The 18,097-nt window shown below is 69.1% G+C and carries 15 protein-coding genes and 1 tRNA gene; 12 read left to right on the top strand and 4 right to left on the bottom strand.

Going from position 1 to position 18,097, the window contains the following annotated elements; translation table 11 throughout:
* Window positions 1–282: 282 nt before the first annotated feature.
* Window positions 283–2,631, top strand: coding sequence for a helicase associated domain-containing protein (locus tag ACWBNA_RS45335; protein ID WP_482710450.1), 2,349 nt, complete (start codon window positions 283–285; stop codon window positions 2,629–2,631).
* Window positions 2,632–2,659: 28 nt separating this feature from the next.
* Here ACWBNA_RS45335 and ACWBNA_RS45330 read toward each other — a convergent pair whose 3' ends face one another.
* Together ACWBNA_RS45330 and ACWBNA_RS45325 are read right to left on the bottom strand one after the other, a co-directional pair.
* Entirely contained in the window at window positions 2,660–3,175 is a 516-nt protein-coding gene (locus ACWBNA_RS45330; RefSeq protein WP_482710449.1) for a hypothetical protein, read from the bottom strand.
* 326 nt (window positions 3,176–3,501) lie between these two features.
* Window positions 3,502–4,074 carry a hypothetical protein gene (locus ACWBNA_RS45325; protein ID WP_482710448.1) on the bottom strand — a complete coding sequence of 191 codons (573 nt, stop codon included), beginning with the start codon at window positions 4,072–4,074 and terminating at the stop codon, window positions 3,502–3,504.
* Between the two features lie 765 nt (window positions 4,075–4,839).
* On the opposite strand from ACWBNA_RS45325, the gene ACWBNA_RS45320 reads away from it, so the two are divergent.
* The 9 genes from ACWBNA_RS45320 to ACWBNA_RS45280 all read left to right on the top strand — a co-directional run bounded on the left by ACWBNA_RS45320 (window position 4,840) and on the right by ACWBNA_RS45280 (window position 11,350).
* Complete coding sequence (locus tag ACWBNA_RS45320; RefSeq protein WP_390006165.1) at window positions 4,840–5,103, top strand: helix-turn-helix transcriptional regulator; 264 nt, start codon at window positions 4,840–4,842, stop codon at window positions 5,101–5,103.
* Between the two features lie 172 nt (window positions 5,104–5,275).
* Window positions 5,276–6,127, top strand: a complete 852-nt coding sequence (locus ACWBNA_RS45315) for a DUF6083 domain-containing protein (protein WP_482710447.1) — start codon at window positions 5,276–5,278, stop codon at window positions 6,125–6,127.
* A 2-nt stretch (window positions 6,128–6,129) separates the two neighbouring features.
* On the top strand, window positions 6,130–6,603 hold the full coding sequence (locus tag ACWBNA_RS45310) for a hypothetical protein (RefSeq protein ID WP_482710446.1): 474 nt from the start codon (window positions 6,130–6,132) through the stop codon (window positions 6,601–6,603).
* Window positions 6,600–8,078, top strand: a complete 1,479-nt coding sequence (locus ACWBNA_RS45305; RefSeq protein ID WP_482710466.1) for a UvrD-helicase domain-containing protein — start codon at window positions 6,600–6,602, stop codon at window positions 8,076–8,078. Before ACWBNA_RS45310 ends, ACWBNA_RS45305 begins: the two co-directional genes overlap by 4 nt.
* Before the next feature lie 197 nt (window positions 8,079–8,275).
* Window positions 8,276–8,677 carry a hypothetical protein gene (locus ACWBNA_RS45300; RefSeq protein ID WP_482710445.1) on the top strand — a complete coding sequence of 134 codons (402 nt, stop codon included), beginning with the start codon at window positions 8,276–8,278 and terminating at the stop codon, window positions 8,675–8,677.
* A gap of 117 nt (window positions 8,678–8,794) precedes the next feature.
* Window positions 8,795–9,082: a helix-turn-helix domain-containing protein gene (locus ACWBNA_RS45295; protein WP_482710444.1), complete on the top strand. Its 288-nt coding sequence runs from the start codon at window positions 8,795–8,797 to the stop codon at window positions 9,080–9,082.
* Entirely contained in the window at window positions 9,079–10,641 is a 1,563-nt protein-coding gene (locus ACWBNA_RS45290) for a helix-turn-helix domain-containing protein (RefSeq protein WP_482710443.1), read from the top strand. Before ACWBNA_RS45295 ends, ACWBNA_RS45290 begins: the two co-directional genes overlap by 4 nt.
* The gene (locus ACWBNA_RS45285) at window positions 10,641–11,213 is read left to right on the top strand and encodes a transcriptional regulator (protein WP_482710442.1); all 573 of its coding nucleotides are present in this window, start codon (window positions 10,641–10,643) and stop codon (window positions 11,211–11,213) included. The genes ACWBNA_RS45290 and ACWBNA_RS45285 overlap by 1 nt, the downstream gene beginning before the upstream one ends.
* Before the next feature lie 63 nt (window positions 11,214–11,276).
* Window positions 11,277–11,350 (top strand) — tRNA-Met (locus ACWBNA_RS45280).
* 300 nt (window positions 11,351–11,650) lie between these two features.
* On the opposite strand, the gene ACWBNA_RS45275 is transcribed toward ACWBNA_RS45280, so the two are convergent.
* Together ACWBNA_RS45275 and ACWBNA_RS45270 are read right to left on the bottom strand one after the other, a co-directional pair.
* The gene (locus tag ACWBNA_RS45275; protein ID WP_482710441.1) at window positions 11,651–12,820 is read right to left on the bottom strand and encodes a pentapeptide repeat-containing protein; all 1,170 of its coding nucleotides are present in this window, start codon (window positions 12,818–12,820) and stop codon (window positions 11,651–11,653) included.
* A 602-nt stretch (window positions 12,821–13,422) separates the two neighbouring features.
* The gene (locus ACWBNA_RS45270; protein ID WP_482710440.1) at window positions 13,423–13,626 is read right to left on the bottom strand and encodes a hypothetical protein; all 204 of its coding nucleotides are present in this window, start codon (window positions 13,624–13,626) and stop codon (window positions 13,423–13,425) included.
* Window positions 13,627–14,694: 1,068 nt separating this feature from the next.
* Between ACWBNA_RS45270 and ACWBNA_RS45265 the strand changes: the two genes are divergently transcribed.
* On the top strand, window positions 14,695–16,551 hold the full coding sequence (locus ACWBNA_RS45265) for an ATP-binding SpoIIE family protein phosphatase (RefSeq protein WP_482710465.1): 1,857 nt from the start codon (window positions 14,695–14,697) through the stop codon (window positions 16,549–16,551).
* Window positions 16,552–17,401: 850 nt separating this feature from the next.
* A complete protein-coding gene (locus ACWBNA_RS45260; protein ID WP_482710439.1) occupies window positions 17,402–18,022 on the top strand; it encodes a hypothetical protein in 621 nt (206 codons plus the stop codon).
* The last annotated feature ends 75 nt before the right edge of the window (window positions 18,023–18,097 follow it).

Genomic DNA, 18,097 nt, shown 5'->3' with positions numbered 1-18,097 from the left:
CCGCTGCTCCGCCACGAAGGCGCTCCTTCCGGGATGTCCAGCTGCGGCTTCATTCAACTCCCGCCGCCCCTCGGCAAGCAGCCCAGACTGACGAAACGGTCCCACCTGGCGCACACCCGGTCACAAAGGCGATCTCTTACGCATGCGCGAAGAAAAGAAAGAGCAGCTTCGGTCAGTGCCGGCCGGACCCTGCTGGCAAGCTGCCAGGCTTTCCACTGCAAACAGGCTGGTGAAGGTGCCTTGCGAGCACGGAGTTCCGCCACGAGGGAGTCAGCGCATCACATGTCCGGCCGTGTTGAGCTGCGCCCCCATCAACGAGAAGCCGTCGCCGCGGGAGTTGACGCTCTGAGCGGGACGCGGCATGCGGCCGCGACCATCATCGCCGCCTGCGGCACCGGCAAGACTCTCATCGGCAAGCGGGTCGCGGAGCACTTCGCTGAGCGCGGCCCCGTCCTCGTCCTCGTCCCGACCCTGGAACTCCTGACCCAGACCGCAGCGCGCTGGCTGGCCGACGGCGGCTTCGACCAGCTCATCGGCGTGTGCTCACTGCCCAACGTCCACGACCGCAGCCTGCGCGGCCATCTGCTGCTCACCGGAAATGCCCGGGTGCTGGCCCGCCGTGTCGCCGAGGGAGGACGCATCGCCGTCTTCGCCACCTACGCCTCCCTGCCCACCATTGCAGAGGCCCATCGCGGCGAACGGCTGCCGCCCTGGGTCTTCGCCCTGGCTGACGAAGCCCACCGCACCAGCGGCGACTGGGACAAACGCTGGGCGCTCATCCACGACGACCGCGCCATCCCGGCCGCGCACCGCCTCTACATGACCGCCACGCCCCGCAACTGGCGCACCACACACAACCCGAAGGCGCGCACCCGGATCGAACGACTCGCCTCGATGGACGACCCCACCATCTACGGCCCCGTCGTCTACAACCTGGACCTGGCCCAGGCAATCGAACGCGGCATCCTCGCCGACTACCAGCTCATCGTGCCGGAAGTCCACGACAGCATGCTGCGCGGCATTCTCCATGACCCCCTGCCCACCCCGCATCAGGACGGGTTGCGCCTCGCCGCGATGCAGGCAGCCCTGCTGATGTCCATGGCCGAACACGACGCGCGCCGGGTGCTGTCCTTCCACGGCCGGATCGCCGCGGCCCGCGGCTTCGTCGCCTCGTTGCCCGAGACCGCCGACGTGCTCGCCGACCGCACCGGCATCCGCAACCCCTGGGCGCACGCCCTGCACTGCCACCAGGCGCCCTGGCGACGCCAGCAGATCTTTCACGAGTTCGAGCACTTCTCCGTCCACACACCAGGGAGCACCGCCGACAGCCACGACTGCGCCGTGCTCGCCAGCGTCCGCGTACTGAGCGAAGGCGTCGACGCCCCCGACACCGACGGCATCCTGATCGCCGATCCGCGCCGCAGCCCCAACCACATCGCCCAGAGCATCGGTCGGGCCCTGCGCAAACCCCCGGGCCAGGCCAAGTGCGCCTCCATCTTCATCCCCGTCTACATCGCACCCGGCCAGTCCACCCGACAGGCAATGGAATCCTCCTCGTTCTCAGACTTCTGGCGCTTCTTCAACGGCCTCGCCGTCTACGACACCAACGCGTACCAGCGCTTCGGCGCCTGCTTGAAAGCGCGACCGCAACCCCTTGCACCGCGCCCGCACCGCGCCCGTGAGGTCACCCGCATCCTGAAGCTGCGCACCCACAAGGCCCCCAACAACGCCTTCTGGAAGGACGGCCTGCAGGCCGCCCAGGCCTTCCACGCCCGCCACCATCACCTGAACGTCCCCAGCGAATACGTCACCAGCGACGGCCTGGCCCTGGGCCAGTGGATCGGCCAGCAACGCTCCCTCTACGCCGCAGACGCCCTGCCGGCCGACCGCATCGCCGCCCTCACCAGCATGGGACTGTCCTGGCCGCATCCCCCCGAAAGCTTCGAACACCACCTGTCCCAGATCACCGCCTGCGCCGCCCGCCACGGCACCCTCGCCCTGGGCAAGAACACCCACGGCGGCGACCGCCGCCTGGCCGCCTGGCTGGAGACCATGCGCTGCCGTGCCGACACCGGCCAGCTCGCCCCCGCCCGCATCGCCTCCCTCAACGCCATCGACCCCTTCTGGAACCCGCCCTGGAGCCTGCGCTGGCAGTACACCTACGCGCAGATCAGACGCCGCCTGACCACCAGCACCTGGCGGTGCGCCTACCACCGCCACGACAGCTATGACTCCGCCTGGGACAGCTGGCTGGACCGGCAGATCACCCACTCCCACCTGCTCGATCCTCAGCAAAAGCACCTCCTGGCCGCCCTGGCCCGCGCCTGCCCCGACGCCCACCCCCACAGCATGCTGCTGACCCGCCCCACCAGCCTGCGCGAGAGGGCCTTCAACCGCGGCCTGCGCGCGGCCCGCCAGTACCACCAGCGCCACGGGCACCTCGACATGCCCAAAGACCACACCGAAGAGATCCTCGGCGACCAGGTCCACCTCGGCGCCTGGCTGATCCGGCGGCGCAGGGACAGCGCCCAGATGACACCCCGCCAGCACGCCGGCCTCAAGGCACTCGGCTTCGAGACGATGCCGGTCTTCCTGCCGCCCGAGCAGCCGCTTCACGACGCGGCTGCCTGAAGCAGCGACTCCGCCGGGCGGGCGAACGTCAGCCCTTACCCGTGCCGGCCGAGAAGTAGAAGACGCGCGAGCCGCGCTTGGACCGCCCGGCCCGCCCCTGCGCGACCAGCGCCTCCAGCGCGTGACGCATCGCAGGCTCCTTGATCCTCCGGCCAGGGTGCGCCCGAGCCAGTGCGGCGGCGACATCGTGCGACGAGCAGGGATCGCTCCGCCGTTTCAGCTCACCGGCCACCAGATCCCGCAGCGTCGGCGCCTTCTTCGCAGCCTCCGAATTTTCCTCCAATGCCTCCGCACCCGTGCCACAGCCGAGAGCGGCACCGTTCTCCGAGTGCGGCACACCGTCGGACACAGGCGGAGCGCCAGGAGCGCTGCCGGTCGTAACTGCACCGCCCGGCCCCGGCTCCGGGCAGGCGGGGGAGTGACCCGACAGGGCCTCCCGCATGCTCAGCAGCAGGGCGTGATTGCCCTCCAGGATGTGCAGCTGATCCTGCAACGCGGTGATCTCCGCACGGACCCGCTCGCGGTCCTTCTCGACGAGCTCCAAGTCGGCATCGAGCTTGGCCGCGTAGTCCGTTCTGAGCGTGAGAAGTTCCGAGACCGCTTCCACTATGACGTCCAGCCTCCCGCAGCAGTGCGCACTCCGGTGGACGCTAGCGTCCGCACGGCCATGCCCGGCCACTAAGAACAAAGCATGGTGGCTTCCTGCCCGATTGTGTGCACGTGTGATCAATTGCAGCCGTTATTCGACCGGTTACGCACCCCCTGGGCCACAGAGCCATGAAGCGGGTGAGCCGGCACCGCGCGTGCCCGGGGGGTGCCGGGGCAGTCCTGGCAGTGTGAGCCGAGCCGGACGACCGGCCGGCGGTGGGTTTACCGTCCTGGTGGGGCGCTGCTCAGTGTGCCGCGTTCGGGCAGGCGCCAGGAGATCTCATCGTGCTCCCTGAGGTGCTGCCAGGCGGCCAGGAGACGGCAGCGGACCAGTTGGTCGAGGAGATCCTCCACCTGCTGCGGGGACTGACCGCCCAGCCGGGCAAGGACGTCGAGTTCCGCGCTTCCGATGCCGTCGGACGTGTGGGCTGCGAGGACCAGAGCGGTGAGCTGCACCGCGGGGGACATCCCGCGCGGCGCGACCAGCGGAACAGGGTGCAGGGCCCAGTGCGCCGCCCGGGCGCGGGTACTGCGACCGGATGTCTGGGTCTGCATGTCCGCATCGAGCAGACGCGCTTCCACGTGGGGACGTCGCGGGAAAGAACAGCGGAGCCATCCGGCATGTTCCAGTTCGCTCCAGAGTTCGGAACGGCTGTGCAGCCGCATGCTGCGCAGGAGACCGCTGGGGAGCCGGACGCGGCCTCGGCCGTCGGCGCGCAGGGCGCATTGCAGGGCCAGAAGTCGGGCGGCGGGGGAGGAGAAGCGGGGCAGCGCCACCCCGAGGTAGGTGAGCATTTCCCGCACCCGCAGCCGTTCGCCCGGTCCGTGCGGGGCACGGGCGTGCCTNGCATTGCAGGGCCAGAAGTCGGGCGGCGGGGGAGGAGAAGCGGGGCAGCGCCACCCCGAGGTAGGTGAGCATTTCCCGCACCCGCAGCCGTTCGCCCGGTCCGTGCGGGGCACGGGCGTGCCTGGCTGCCGCACCGGCCGGCCGTGCGCGTGTGGAGGCGAGCAGGGTGTCGGGCACGACGGCGGTGTTGGTGATGGCGGCCGCGCAGGCGGCGCATGCATCAGCGAGGCGCCACACGCGGCCGCTGCGGTCGCAGGTCAGCGCCAGAAGCACGGGGCCGGCGCAGCCGCGGTGGCGCGGATGCCAGGAACAGTTCCGGGCCCGACACTGGCAGGTGCGCAAATGCCCGGGCAGCACGTCCCGTCGGGCGTGGCGGGCCAGGTGCGTCAGGGCGACGGAGCGGGCCGAGGCGGCCTGCAGTCGGTAGCCGTACAGCGTGCATTGAGGGCAGCTCAGCAGCGGCCCGCCCGGCTGCGGGTGCAGCCGCACCGTCCAGATGCGCTGCACCGATTCGTGCGTGGAGAGCCTCATCGGGCTCGCTGTCTCCGATCTGATCCGTGCCGTCGAACGGGCGTGCCCCAGGCGCCGTCCGGGGCGGTGGGCGGGGCACGCCGCAGCGCCTACTCCACCACCGCCGAGTGTCACCCCTTCCCTAGCAAATAGTGCAGAGGTCTGCACTGACAGGGCAGGGTCCTGCACCGTCGGATGGTGGGGTGACGATCTTGCCGCCCGATCCCGACCTCCTCGCGTTGCGTGTGACGCTGGCGAGGCTGAGGGGCGAGCGCAACTGGACCTTCGATGAACTCGCCCGCCGCAGCGGCCTGGCCCGGCGCACCCTCATCGACCTGGAACACGGCCACACCACCGGCAGCGTCACTACCTGGCACGCCGTCGCCCACGCCTTCGACGTCTCCATCGACGAGCTCCTCGGCTCTCTCTGCGCAGACCACACCCCACCCGGCACGCCGCAACTCTGAACCGCCCGCCAGGCCCCTCCACCAACGCGGCCCGACATCACCTGAACAGGTGACCCGCCATCGAGCGCACGTTCGGTCAGTCGCGCGGGCGTTCCCCGGGATTGCGCCATCCGCAGGACACTCCGAGACGCTGCCCCGGCACAGCGGCGCGCCGCCTGGCACCTTCACCGCCATGTGCCCCAACTCCGCCTCCGCCCCCTGCCACTGGGACGGCAGCCCCCGCGCTACGCGGCCCCGACGGCCGCTGAGGGTGGCCGCCACCAGCCCCAGCCGCCTGCTGCGCACCGGCCAGAGCAGCCGCTGCCGCGCGTGCGGCAACCCCGTCGACTTCTACCAGCGCGCCGATCAGCGCCCCATCGCCCTGCACCCCGCCGAACTGACTGCCGCTCACGTCCCCGCCTCCTGTCGCTGGCATCTGAGCAGCGGGATCGCCCACCCGCACGGCGACGGCAGCGCATGGTGCCGCATCCCGCACGCCGTGCTCTGCCCGAGCCGCACCCCAACGGCCCGCCTGACCGCCTATGTCGAGGAGATGCGCCGCCAACTCGGCGTCCGCTCCCGGCGCCTGATCGACTCAGGTGCCTTCGCCCCGTCCACGCCAGCCGCTCCTGAGCCGGCTGCCGGCAGCGCCTGTCCCGCCCGTCCCGTCGTGCAGCTGCTGCTGGGCCGATACCTCGCCGACCGGCCGGTAGAGGACATCCGATGTGTGGCCCAGACCCGGCACCGCCGCCGCTGCCCGCTGCCCGTGCTTGCCCCTAACACCCCCAAAGGGGTCTGGAGGCTCCTGCCCGCCTGCCCGCAGCGTGGGCAACTCACCCTGCCCGCCGGGCTGATGGCCCTCTACGACCTCAGCCGCCTGCCGTACGCCGAGCAGATGCGCTGGCGCACCCAGCGCTGCCCCGCCCATGCCGCCGCGCCGAACGCCGCCGACCTCGCCCTGGCCGGATGGCAGGTCTTCGACCCTCTCCTGCACGCAGCGCACATCCGCACACGCCTCCCGCACGGCCCTGGCAGCGAGGCTTGACGATGGCGCACCACGCCCTGGAAATCACCCTGACCCGATCCCTGACCGCGGCCGAACTCCAGCACGCCGCGCGCACGATGCCGCTCGCCGCCAACTGCGACGCCACCCGGCTCATGACCGTCGTACGCGCCAAGACTGCAGGAAAGGCCCTCACCCGGCTGCGCCGGAGCGCCACACGGCTGCCCATCGACGTCATCACCACGCACAACCCCGACCGATGCGGCAAGATCCTGCTCAACGTCGCCTTCCCGCCCGCCGCGCACACCGCCCTCAAGGCAGCGGCCGACTTTACGGCGCAGACACCCCAGCGCTTTTTGGAGCTGGCCGTTCACCGGGCCTTGGCCGAGCACGCCAGCGCCGAGGCCGACCGCCTCGACCGGGCCCTGCAGGACCTGCTCGCCCACACCACGCCCGCCCATCTCATCGCGGCCGTCGGGCACGCCCTGACCCGCATTTCCGGAGCCGCGCCGTGCTGAAACCGACCGACGAACAGGCCGCCGCGGCCGACGCCTTCCACGCCGGAGAACACCTGGCCCTGCAAGCCGGCGCGGGCACCGGCAAGACCACCACGCTGGCCCAGCTCGCCCACGCCACCCAGCGCCGCGGCCGCTACCTCGCCTACAACCGAGCCATCGCCCAGGACGCCACCAGGCGCTTCCCCAAGAGCGTCCTGTGCAAGACCGCCCACGCCCTCGCCTACGCCGCCGTCGGCCACCGCTACACCTGCCGCCTCAACGCCCCCCGCCGCCCCGCCTGGCAGACCGGGCAGGCCCTCGGCATCACCAAAGCGCTCCGCGTCGGAGACCGCGACCTGTCCCAAAAGACCCTCTCCTACGTCACCTTGCGCACTGTGGCCCGTTTCTGCCACACCGCTGACACGACGATCACCCGCCATCACATCCCGCACCTCCGCGGCCTGGAAGAGCCCAGCCTGCACGCGCAACTCGCCGCTCACATCGTCCCGTTTGCCCGCAAAGCCTGGATGGACCTGCAGCACCCCGACGACGGCGCCGTCCGCTTCGATCACGACCACTACCTGAAAATCTGGGCCCTCACCCAGCCGAAGATCGAAGCCGACTTCCTGCTCCTCGACGAGGCCCAGGACACCAACCCCGTCGTCGAGCAGATCTTCCTCGCCCAACGCGACCACGCCCAACTGGTCATGGTCGGCGACTCCGCCCAGGCCATCTACCACTGGCGCGGCGCCAAAGACGTCATGACCGGCTTCGACGGCACCCAGCTCGCCTTGTCCCGGTCCTTCCGCTTCGGCCCCCGCCTCGCCGAGGAAGCCAACCGCTGGCTGCACCTGGCCGACGCCCCTATCCGTCTCACCGGCGCCGACACTGTGCCCACCGAACTCGGCCCCGTCACCCGGCCCGACGCGGTGCTGTGCCGTACCAACGTCGGCGCCATGGCCCAGGTCATGGAGCTGCTGTCCGGCGGACACCGGGTCGCACTGACCGGAGGAGGAGACAGCCTGCGCGCTCTGGCCCTGGCCGCCCGCGACCTCAAAGAAGGACGCCGCACCACCCACCCCGAACTGGTCCTGTTCACCACCTGGGGCGACCTGCAGGACTACGCCGCCCACGACCCCGCCGGCCGCGACCTGCAACCCCTGGTCGACCTGGTCGACACCCACGGCGCTGACGCCATCCTGGCCGCCGTCGCCCATCTCGCCCCCGAAGACCAGTGCGAGGTAACCGTCTCCACCGCTCACAAGGCCAAAGGCCGGGAATGGGAACAGGTGAAGATCGCCGACGACTTCGCCCCACTCTCCGACGGCCCGCCGCACGACACCGGGCAGGGGACGGCCCGCCGGATCGACGACAAGGAGGCCTGCCTGGCCTATGTGGCCGTCACCCGCACCCGGCGCCGCCTCGACATCGGCGGCCTGTCCTGGATCAACGAGCATCCGGAAGGAGCGTCGGCCAGTCCCCAGCCACCGCAGTGATACACAGGGCGGGTTCTGGGCGTTCGGTGCCTCCGCCTGGAAGGAGCGCACGGGGGAGCGGCGGAACGGATCGCAATGATCCGGGACGGTGCAGCACTGAGCGTGACGGGTGCCGACCCTTGTCGCTGACGGCACATGCGACAAGCTCTCAATGGCCGCCCGCTGTCCACAGACGGCCCCCGGCAGGCTTCTGAGCTATGAACATCAGCTCGCCGGGCATGGCCCGGAACAACAAGACGACACCGCGCTGCGAACGCCACGACGCCTTCCTCCAGCCGGAAGAGCGGACCGAGTTCGCGGCCCGGTTCCCGGCCGGCCACCGGGCCCAGATGGCGTTCCTCCTGGCCAACTACGCCGACAACGCCTTGGTGGTCGGAGCGCTCTTGGACACTGGAGTCCGTACGGTGCGCCGCCACTGCCGTGGGTGGCCGCCACCGCCTGGGCCCCGGCTGCGCCGGGCCCTGCGCCGCCGTGTCGTCGACCTCGTGTGCCCGCGGTGCCTGTCCGATCGTGCGGTGGAAGAGGCGCGCCAGGCGAAACGGGAAGCCCGGCGCGCGGCCCGACGGATCCCGCGTGATCAGGGCGGCCCGGATCGCTGACACCCGCTTGCCCGAGAACCTTCAGTTCCTGTGCGACCGTGAAAGCCTTTTTGCATTGTCGATAGCAAAAAGCTGATCTCCATGCGAGAGTTGCATAGATTCGGGTAAGATGGCGGTATGGGATTGAGCTTGGAGGAGTCGTTGCGGCTGACGGTGGCCGCGTTGATGCAGGTGACGGGTGACTCGCAGCGGTCGGTTGCGGGGGTGCTGGGACTGACGCAGACACAGGTGTCGCGCCGGCAGTCGGGCGCCATCTCCTGGAGCCTGCGCGACGTCGACGTCCTGGCCGAGCACTACGGCATCAGCGCGCTGGACCTGCTGGCGGGTCCGACCAGAGCGTGCGAGGCGCTGCCCACCGACAGGCGCCGTTCCCTCCGGACTGAAGCGAAGGGGACGAGCCGGTGAGCGAATTCGACGCGATCGACTCGCTGCTCGACGCCGTCGGCCCGGAGGCCGAACTCCCGCCCTGTCAGGTGCGCCGCGAGCTGCGGGAGCGGGCCCGGCTGTCCAAGGCGCAGGTGGCACGCGCGCTCGGCGTGAGCCCGTCAACCCTCAGCGGATGGGAAAGCGGCCGGGACCCGGCCGGCGAGATCCGCACCAAATACGCGTACCTGCTGGACGGGCTGAACACCAAGCTCGCCACCGAGACCGAGACCCCGGCGGCGCCGGCTGCAGAGCAGCCCCTCACGTCAGACACGGCCGCGACCGTCACTCCCTCGTCTTCGCCGGATCCCGGGCAGGACGAGGACGGGGATGACGTGGAGCTGCTCGTCGTACCCGAGCCGTGTGTGCTGTGCGGCCGTCCGGCCGGACAACGCGTGGCGGGGTTCGCTCAGCACCTGGCCCCGGCCGACTGCCAGCCCACCGCCACCAAAGTCCCCGCTGCCGCGCCTGCCGAACAGCCCACTGCGCAAACCCCGAAAGCGCCGCTGCGCACGACGCGTCCGGCGCGTGCGACGGAGCGTTCCAAGGGCCCGGCCCGCCACGCGTTCCAGGAGCCGTCTGGCCCGGTCGACCTGATCCGCGAGGCCGTGCAGGGCGCGCTTGCCGAGCACGGGGGCGACGTCGACGCAGCCACGGCGGCGCTGTTGAAGCGGGCGATCCCGGACGCGATGCGACTGCTGGACGAGACCCGCAAGGGCGCCCGCTACGACGTGATCGCGCACCCCTGGATCCCCGACATCCTCAAGAAGCAGACCGCGCGCGGCGCCGACCAGATCTGGGAAGCCCGCCCCAAGTGGACCCGTCACGAACTCCCGCCCGGCCGGCATGAGGTGACCGCGCTCGACATCAACGGCGCCTATCTCTCCGCCCTCAAGACGCACCTCCCACTGGGCCAGCTCGAGCACTCCACCGGCCCGGCCCACGACCGCCGCCGCTCCGGAGTCCACCTGATCACCCCGCCTGAGTGGGAGCACGAGGCGGTTCTGCCCAACCCGATCGGCCAGAGGGACGAGCCCGGCCCGCTGTGGGTTACCGAGCCGACGCTGCGCCTCCTGCTGCGCCTGTCCGGCCCGAAGTACCAGCTGTGCGCGCCTCCTCAGATCCACGAGTCGTACACCTCCGGGGCCACGGAGAACCTGCTGGAGAAGTTCCGCATCGCGTTGAAGGACGCCCGCGACACGGCGATCGAGCAGGGCGATACGGTGACGCTGGAGTACGTGAAGGCGATGTACTCGAAGTTCGTCTCCACGATGGGGGAGTCGAACTACAACCGGGAGCTCTACCGTCCGGACTGGATGCACCTCATCCGCAGCCAGGCCTTCGCCAATCTGTGGCTCAAGGCGCTCAAGGCCCATGACGAAGGCCTGGCCGTCGTCCGGGCGATGGGCACCGACGAACTCCACGTCATCGGTGACTGGCGCCGTGTCTTCGCCGAAGGACGAGGTGTTACCGAGGTCAAGGTCAAGGACATGTACACCGCAGGAATCGACGCCGGTGAGCACGCAGGCGAGGGGGAGTAGTGCCGGAGAAGAACATCGACTTCGGGAGGTTCGGCGCCCGGGGCATCAAGGGCAGCGACGCCGTCGCTCGCAAGCTCGACGAACTCGCGGGCGGCATCGCTACTCCCGTGACCGCCAAGCGCGGCTGGATGGCGCGCCTGCACTACCTGACGAAGTCGACCCAGACCCTGAAAGCCGCGCAGGACGCCGGACTCACAGTGACCCACCGGACGCTGAACGCCTGGCTGGAGGGCAAACGCCGCCCCTCCAAGGCCAACCTGGAACGCATCGACCAGGTGTACCGGGCGGTGCGCCGCCACAACGTCGCCCGTCATCTCCTCAGGCGCCTCAACCGGGACGGACGCGGTACTCGAGTGGAGATCCACCCGCTCAACCAGTCCCAGGTGCCGCAGTCGCTGCAGCGGGTGGTGGAGTACCGGACGATGAACGTGCGCCGCTGGGACCGCATCGTCGGCTCTTGGGCGGCAGGCGACCGCCAGAGCCTCGACGACGCGTGGCAGGACACGATCGTCGACCTCGGTTCGCAGTGGGGCCAGTACGAGTACGTCACCAACGTCGGCTTCGCCGCGTAGAAGCCCTGCGTCAGGCGATGGTCTTCGGCACCTGCTGTGATGGCGTACGGTTGGGGCTACCGACGCGGGGTGGAGCAGCTCGGTAGCTCGCTGGGCTCATAACCCAGAGGTCGCAGGTTCAAATCCTGTCCCCGCTACTGCTGAAGAGGGCCCGGATCCACGCGATCCGGGCCCTCTCGCACTCCCTGGGACCCGACCGGCTGGCGCGGGGCGATGCTTCGGCCTAACGGGCACGATTCGCGCCGGAGCGCGCGACGTCCTTCCAGCGGGAAAGGCTGGGCTTTCTGGCACACGCATCACAGACTCTTCCTCGCCCTCGCCGCCCTCTCCGTCCTGGCAGCTGTCCTCGCATTCGCCTCCGGACGTTCAGCAACCAGCACGGGGGAGAACGACTCTCTCGGGCCGGCCTGAGTCGTCGGCCTGCCGGTGCGAGCGGTTCACTGTTCCTGGTGGCCGAGAGTGCGCCGCGGGATGGATTCGATCTCTGAGCGGAGATTCAGCACACGTGCAATGGGGGCCGGGAGTTCGGTATCGGGGGCGACAGCAGCCGGGGACAGTTGCTCAGGTGTCAGCCCTGGGGCGTTCCTGAACACGGTGTTCCCGAGAAGCGCCGCGCCCTCAAACCGGGCGTCGTGCAGGTGCACGTCGGAAAACAGGGCATCTATAATTTCCGCTTCGCGTAGATCTGCTTGTTCCATCGAAGCGTTGTCTATCTGCGTCCCCTCCATGTGCGCGCTCCGGAAACTCGCCTTCTCCAGCGATACGCTGTGAAGCCTCGCGTCAGCGAGCGAGGCTCCGTCAAAGTTCACCCTCGACAGGTTGCACGTCGCCAGAGTTACCTTCTCGAGGAACGCCTGATTCAGCCGCGCCGATTCGAGGTTGCAGTCGATGAATGTCGCTTCGCTTAGGTCAGCCTCTGACAGGTCGAAGCCCTGCAACCGGCCGCCCTCGATGTGTACTCCGTGCAGAGTCACGTCGCGCAGATCAACGCGGTGAGGCTCGTCCCGGTCCGGGCGACGGCAGAGGACCTCGAAGGCCACTACTCCGTCTCGGGTCGGTGGATTCGAGACAGTGAGAATGCCATGCTCGCCGTCAACCTCAACCAGTTGGGTGTCGTCCTGACGCTCACAGCGGCTGCGCACGAACGAGGCAAGAACCTCGACTACCGTCCCATGGTCCTTCTCGGAATCCTTCATGATCCGTTCGAGGGCGTAGATGCCGCCGAGCCGCTCAGTTTCGCTGTCGGAGCCAAGCAGCTTGATTGCCTCCACATACCGCTCCGTGACCTGGCCTTCACGCGCGAGTTCGGCCTGTTCCCGGTCCTTATCGCGCGTGTGCTGAAGGTTCAGATGCGTGTACATCAAGCCGAGGCCCGCCACGACGGCAGCGCCGAGGGCAACGAGCATCGTTCGGAGCCCCGTGATCACGACGCCGTCGGCCGGCTGCAGGTCCCTCTCCCGGATATGAGAACCGTCGAGCCACCACGGCCCCTTCCAGAGCAGGAGGGCGTAGCCGATCAGCCCGAGGAGGATTGCTACGCCAATCGCAAGGCGACGTCCCCGGGTTGCGCTCCGCAGCTTCCACTTACGCCTCAACTGAGTGATCACCTACCCACTGTGCTCCGAGGCGGGCGGTGTCCGTGGCCCCTGAGCGGACATCAGAGCGAAACTTGAGGTGACTACGGGGGCACTGAGCACTCGCTGCTCGGCCTCGTGGCGGGCTTGGAGGTCGGGGAAGGATCAGCACTTGGCGTCTCCGTAGCCGCTCAGCGCGTGGAGAGAAGTGTTCGTGGTCGCGGGCGAGTGAACCGCCCAGCAGGTATGGAAGCTGCCGTTGTCGTTCAGGACCCGGAGTTTGAGCACTGCCTCGACGCCTTTGAGGCCCCCCGCAGCTGCCGGTGATGTCGAGTCGGCCGCCCACGATGTGGCGGCAGGCGCCTTCGCTCGCGCCGGTGCCGATCGGCCAGCCCGCCGCCAGGGCGGTGTCGTAGCGGAGTTGGCCGAGGTGCCCGGTGAGGTAGCGGATGCAGGCGTCGGCCTCCTGACGCCGGGTGCCATGCCGCCCGTCTGGCCGGCCTGAGCGGTGATCTCGGTGGCGGCGCGAGCGGCTGGCCGTGGAGGTGGTGGTGAGGTGGCCGGCAACCCAGGTTTCAGCCGCCGAGCTGCCGGGCTGGTGGAAGCAGTGAGCCGCGTCCCGGATGTCAGTGCGGCTATGGCCACGTGGAAACGAGGAGCGCGGTGAAGGCGATGCCGAGGGAGAGCGCGCTGGCGAAGGCGATTCCTGCGCGGGTGATGGCCGCGGGGATGCTCGCGTTGTCCCAGCGGGCCAGCGCGGCGGCAGTGATGCCTGCGGCCAGGGCGAGCGTGAGAACGATGGCGAGCAGGACCAGCACGATCGTGGATCGGGGGGACACGTGTAATACCGCCTGTGACTCGGGTTGTCGGTTCCTCGGATGCAGTTCCACGATTTCCCGGCGCGCGCTGGTGGACGAGCGGTTGGATGTTGTTGCGGAGATAAGCCGTGGGTTGTGGCAGAACAATAGGCAAGAGAGGGCTGCGCTTTGGGGGAGCGGACTCGTGCCGGGCGCCCGTGGATGCCGGCGCGCGGTTCATGCGCGGAGATCAACGAGCTCGTCGGAATGCTCCGCTCGTGGTTGGACGCGGCAGGGGTGCCCGTCGCCCACCTTCATCAGCGCCTGACGGCCGAGCACTTCGTTGGTGGCCAGGTGCCGTCGCTGACCAAGCTCCGTAAGCAACTGGCGGGCGAGGGCCTGTCGTGGGACCTGGTGGAAGCTGTGGCTGACGTCTGTTACCCCGACGACGACAGCGAGACAGCCAGCCAGCGACTGGTCCCCCTGCAAGAATTATGGCGTCTGGCGCAGACTGCGCCGACGGCCACCGACGGCAGCGGCCCGCAGGTAACCGCGCGGGAGGTGCTTGAGGTTCAGCGTCAGGCCATCACCGCCTACGAGGAACTCAACCGTGCCCGTCGGGCCTTCGAGGCCAGTGAGCAGGGACGGCAGCAGGCCCTGCAGATCGCCACCATTCTCTTCGGCATGCTCGGCCAAGCCCAGGCGAAGGTTCTGGAACTCACCCGCCGTATCGACGCACTGAGGAGTTCCGCATTGCGGGCCCCAGCGGATGTCGAACGCCTCGAACAGACACGGCGACGGGCCGAAAGCCAGGAACTGGAGCTGCGCACGCAGCTGACCCGTGCGGACGGCGACCGGCAGCGGGCACAGGCGGTCGCCGATCATGCAGCACGGCGGATCCAGGAACTGGAAACCGAGCTTGAGGCACTTAGAGCGAAGACGACGACCTCAGCCCAGTCTGACGGCGGCGCCAGACTGCCGCCCGCTCCGCTCACGCCGCCAGCACCTGAAGAGGCCGGGCTCGACGCTGTAGACGATGCGCTGGAGAAGGTGCGTGTCGCACTGGATTTGGAGCACGACGCCGTACAGGAAGCCGCAGAGGATCTCGGCATGAATGTCGCCGAGGCTGCCAAGGACGGTCGCAGTGGCCGCACGATCCCCGGCCAGACCGTCGGGGACACATCGACGGCGGCTGCAGACAGCACGCGAGCCCAGGCGCAAGACGGCGGTCCATTGTTGGCAACAACCCCACACAACCCCGTGACCAGGCCATTCGAGCCGGGCGAGCTGGTCGGCGGAACCGTGCCATCGCTGGACCGTATGCGGCTCGCCTCCGCCGCCACAGAGCGCATCGCCGCCGGCATCAGCGTCGAGGAAGTCGTGACAGGCCTCGGCGGTGCAGCGGTGCCGGAGTTCGCCGACGGAATCCTCATCTACCTCAGAGAGCCTTTGCAGGACTACGAATCGTCGTCTCTGGGCGATGTGCGCCTCGCTCACCGCCAGAACGCACCCAGGTCAGCGGCTCTCCTCCCGCTGCCGTCGGCACCTGAGGAACTCACCGTGCCGAAAGGCAGCCCCCTGGCCGAGATCCTCAGCAGCGTGCGCCCCGTCACTGTCAACGATGCCCTCTCCCGCGCTGCGCTGGCAGATATCACCGCTGGCCTTCTCTCGGCTCAGGCCAGCGTGATCATCGCTCCTCTGCAGAGCAAGAGACAGTTGCTCGGATTCGCCGTGTTCCTCCGTCACCATTCGACGCGATACGACGAGGCGGACTTGCTCGTCGCGGCACAGATGGCCACGCATACCGCTCTCGGCGTCGACCGGGCACTCCTGGTCCGAAGCCAGGCCGTCGCCATGGACGAACTGCAGCGCACCATGCTGCCTGCAAGCCTTGCCCAGCCCACCGGCATCCGACTCGCCAGCCGCTATCTGCCAGCCACCGAAACCGCACGCGTCGGCGGCGACTGGTACGACTCCATCCCCCTGCCCGGCAGCCGAGCCGCCCTGGTCATCGGCGATGTCATGGGCCACGCCACTGTGTCCGCCGCCATCATGGGCCAGTTGCGCACCTCACTGCAGACCTTGGCCGGCCTCGACCTGCCGCCCCACGAGGTCCTGCACCACCTCGACGAGCAGGCCCAGCGCCTGGGCGGAAACCATCTCGCGACCTGCCTGTACGCCGTCTACGACCCGGTATCACACCGCCTCACCATCGCCAACGCCGGACACCCCCCGCCGATCCTGCTGCACCTGGGCGGCAAAGCCGAGGTGCTGCAGGTACTGCCCGGCACCCCTATTGGTGTGGGCGGCGTGGACTACGAGGTCATCGAAGTGGACGCCCCCGTCGGCGCCACACTCCTGATGTACACCGACGGTCTGGTGGAATCGCGAACCCGAGACGCGTGGGACGGGATAGAACAGCTGTGTGAACAAGTGGCCGCAGGCCGTCCGGCCAACGCCATCCAGGAACCAGTGGCGTTGGAGACACTCTGCGACAACGTGATCGACGCCCTCGTCGGACCAAGCGAGAGAGTCCGAGGAGACGATGTGGCATTGCTCGCTGCCCGCTTCGAGGGCATCGCGCCGGGCGACGTCGCCTACTGGCTCCTCGACGCGGAGGACACGGCCCCCCGCAAGGCCCGACACCTCGCACGGCGCGCGCTGTCGCGCTGGGGACTGGAAGAGCTAATAGATCCGGTGGAACTGCTGGTCAGTGAGATCGTGACCAACGCCGTGCGCCACACCTCCCAGCGCGTCACCCTGCGGCTGCTACGCACGGATGTATTGCGGTGCGAAGTTGTCGACGACGAGCCGAGCCTGCCCAGAGCCCGTCAGCCCAACAGCACGGATGAGACCGGCCGTGGGCTTTATGTGGTGAACCGGATAGCCAGACGCTGGGGAGTCAGCAGGCTCTCCACGGGCAAAGTGGTCTGGTTCGAGCTGGCCCTGCAACCGGTCCACGTCTGATCACTAGCCCAGCACGTGGCTGCCGCCGCACGAGGCATATCGCTGCCAGTACGTCACCGACTGGGGCGCCGACGAGACCCGCTACCAGCTTGCCGTCGACCCGGGTGAGGAAACCGTGCTCGCCGAGACGCTCGGCCGCTGCCCGAACGAGCCGATCACGGTGGCACTCGCCCGGTAGGCGGCAGTGACCAGCCGGGGCGGGACGGGCCGTGCGGGACGAGGCACACAGTGAAAAGCCCCGGCTGGACGGGGGAGACCAGCCGGGGCCGTAGGTGGTGGCGTGCGGAGGGCGGTCGCCTCTCGGCGGAGGGCTCCATGGGGCTTCAGCCGGACGATCGTTCCCATGGGCTATAGGTGAGGCCCGGGGACACTGTCCCCTCCGCAGCCACGTATAGGTGAACGGTCAACCACGCCTGCTTGTTCCGCTGTTGCCGGTGCGCACCAGGTGAAGCGGCTCACACCACAGGGCACGCAGCGACGCGCCAGTCGAGAGGGCGTCAGTCGCACCTTGTGTGCGCCGCCGCTGCGCCTGTGGGGCCCGTCCGGAGTGGGGTGCGCAGCGCGCATGATGGCGGCCTTCGCACTGCGCGATCGCAGGCGGCTCTGTCCCCGATGGTCCCTTCCCGCTGCCTCAGGGACGGCCGAGGGCGCGGAAGGTCCATCCGGCCTCGCGCCAGCGGCCGGTGTGGAGGGTGCCGCGTGGTGGTTCTGCCGTGTGATCGGCGATATAGCACTGTGGCAAGGAATGGGCGGGTTTTTGGAACGTTTGGACGAGGCGGCCGTGCCCCATCGGGTGGGATAGTCGGGGCCGCCGGGTGCGGCCGAAGTCGGATGAGGCAGGGTGAACGGCATGGTGACCTTGGCCAGCCCGTCGGTGGGCACATCGGTACGCGCAGCCTCCGCGGCCCTGCTGGATCCGGCCGCGCTGTCTGTCTCGCTCCAGCTGATGGGCAGCCAGGCGCTGCTGTTCTACCGGCTTGACGAGGAAGAATGCGCACGCCGCGCCCGCGTCTCAGCGGCCCGCCTGGACAGTCTTGATGCGCTGCAGACTCTTCTGGAGCTGCCCGTCGACGAGCCCGTCGCACTCGCGTCGCTGCCCGCACGTCTGCGGTCGGCGGTACGGCGGCTGCCGGCCGGTGCCGCCGAGACCGGCCGCCGTGAGGTCACCCGTCGCGCGGTGCGGCCGCTCACCATTGATCTCGCCGTGGTCCGGGCAAGCGCCGCGGGCTGGCGCGGAGGACTGGAGCAAGCCGGCCGTTTCGCCCCCTTCTGCCGGCGCGCACTGCTGCTGGACAGCGCTCCACCGGCCGCTGAGGAGAAGCTGATGGAAGCCGCCTTCTACGGCATCGGCGTCCTGGTGGCCGACGACGATCGCGTGGACCTGCTGCTGGAACCCCGGCCTTACACCCCGCGCCGCCACACCCCCGCGGCGTGGTGCTTCACCGAAGAGTTCCACCACCGCATCGGCTAGTAGTGCTTCGTCAGGTCTATTCGTTGATGCTGATCAAGAGCATGTTGGTTGTGTGGATGCGCATGAAGTGAACCG

Source organism: Streptomyces sp. Q2, from assembly GCF_056820935.1.
Note: the sequence above shows the minus strand (reverse complement) of the source record. Positions and strands in the feature narration are given on the sequence as shown.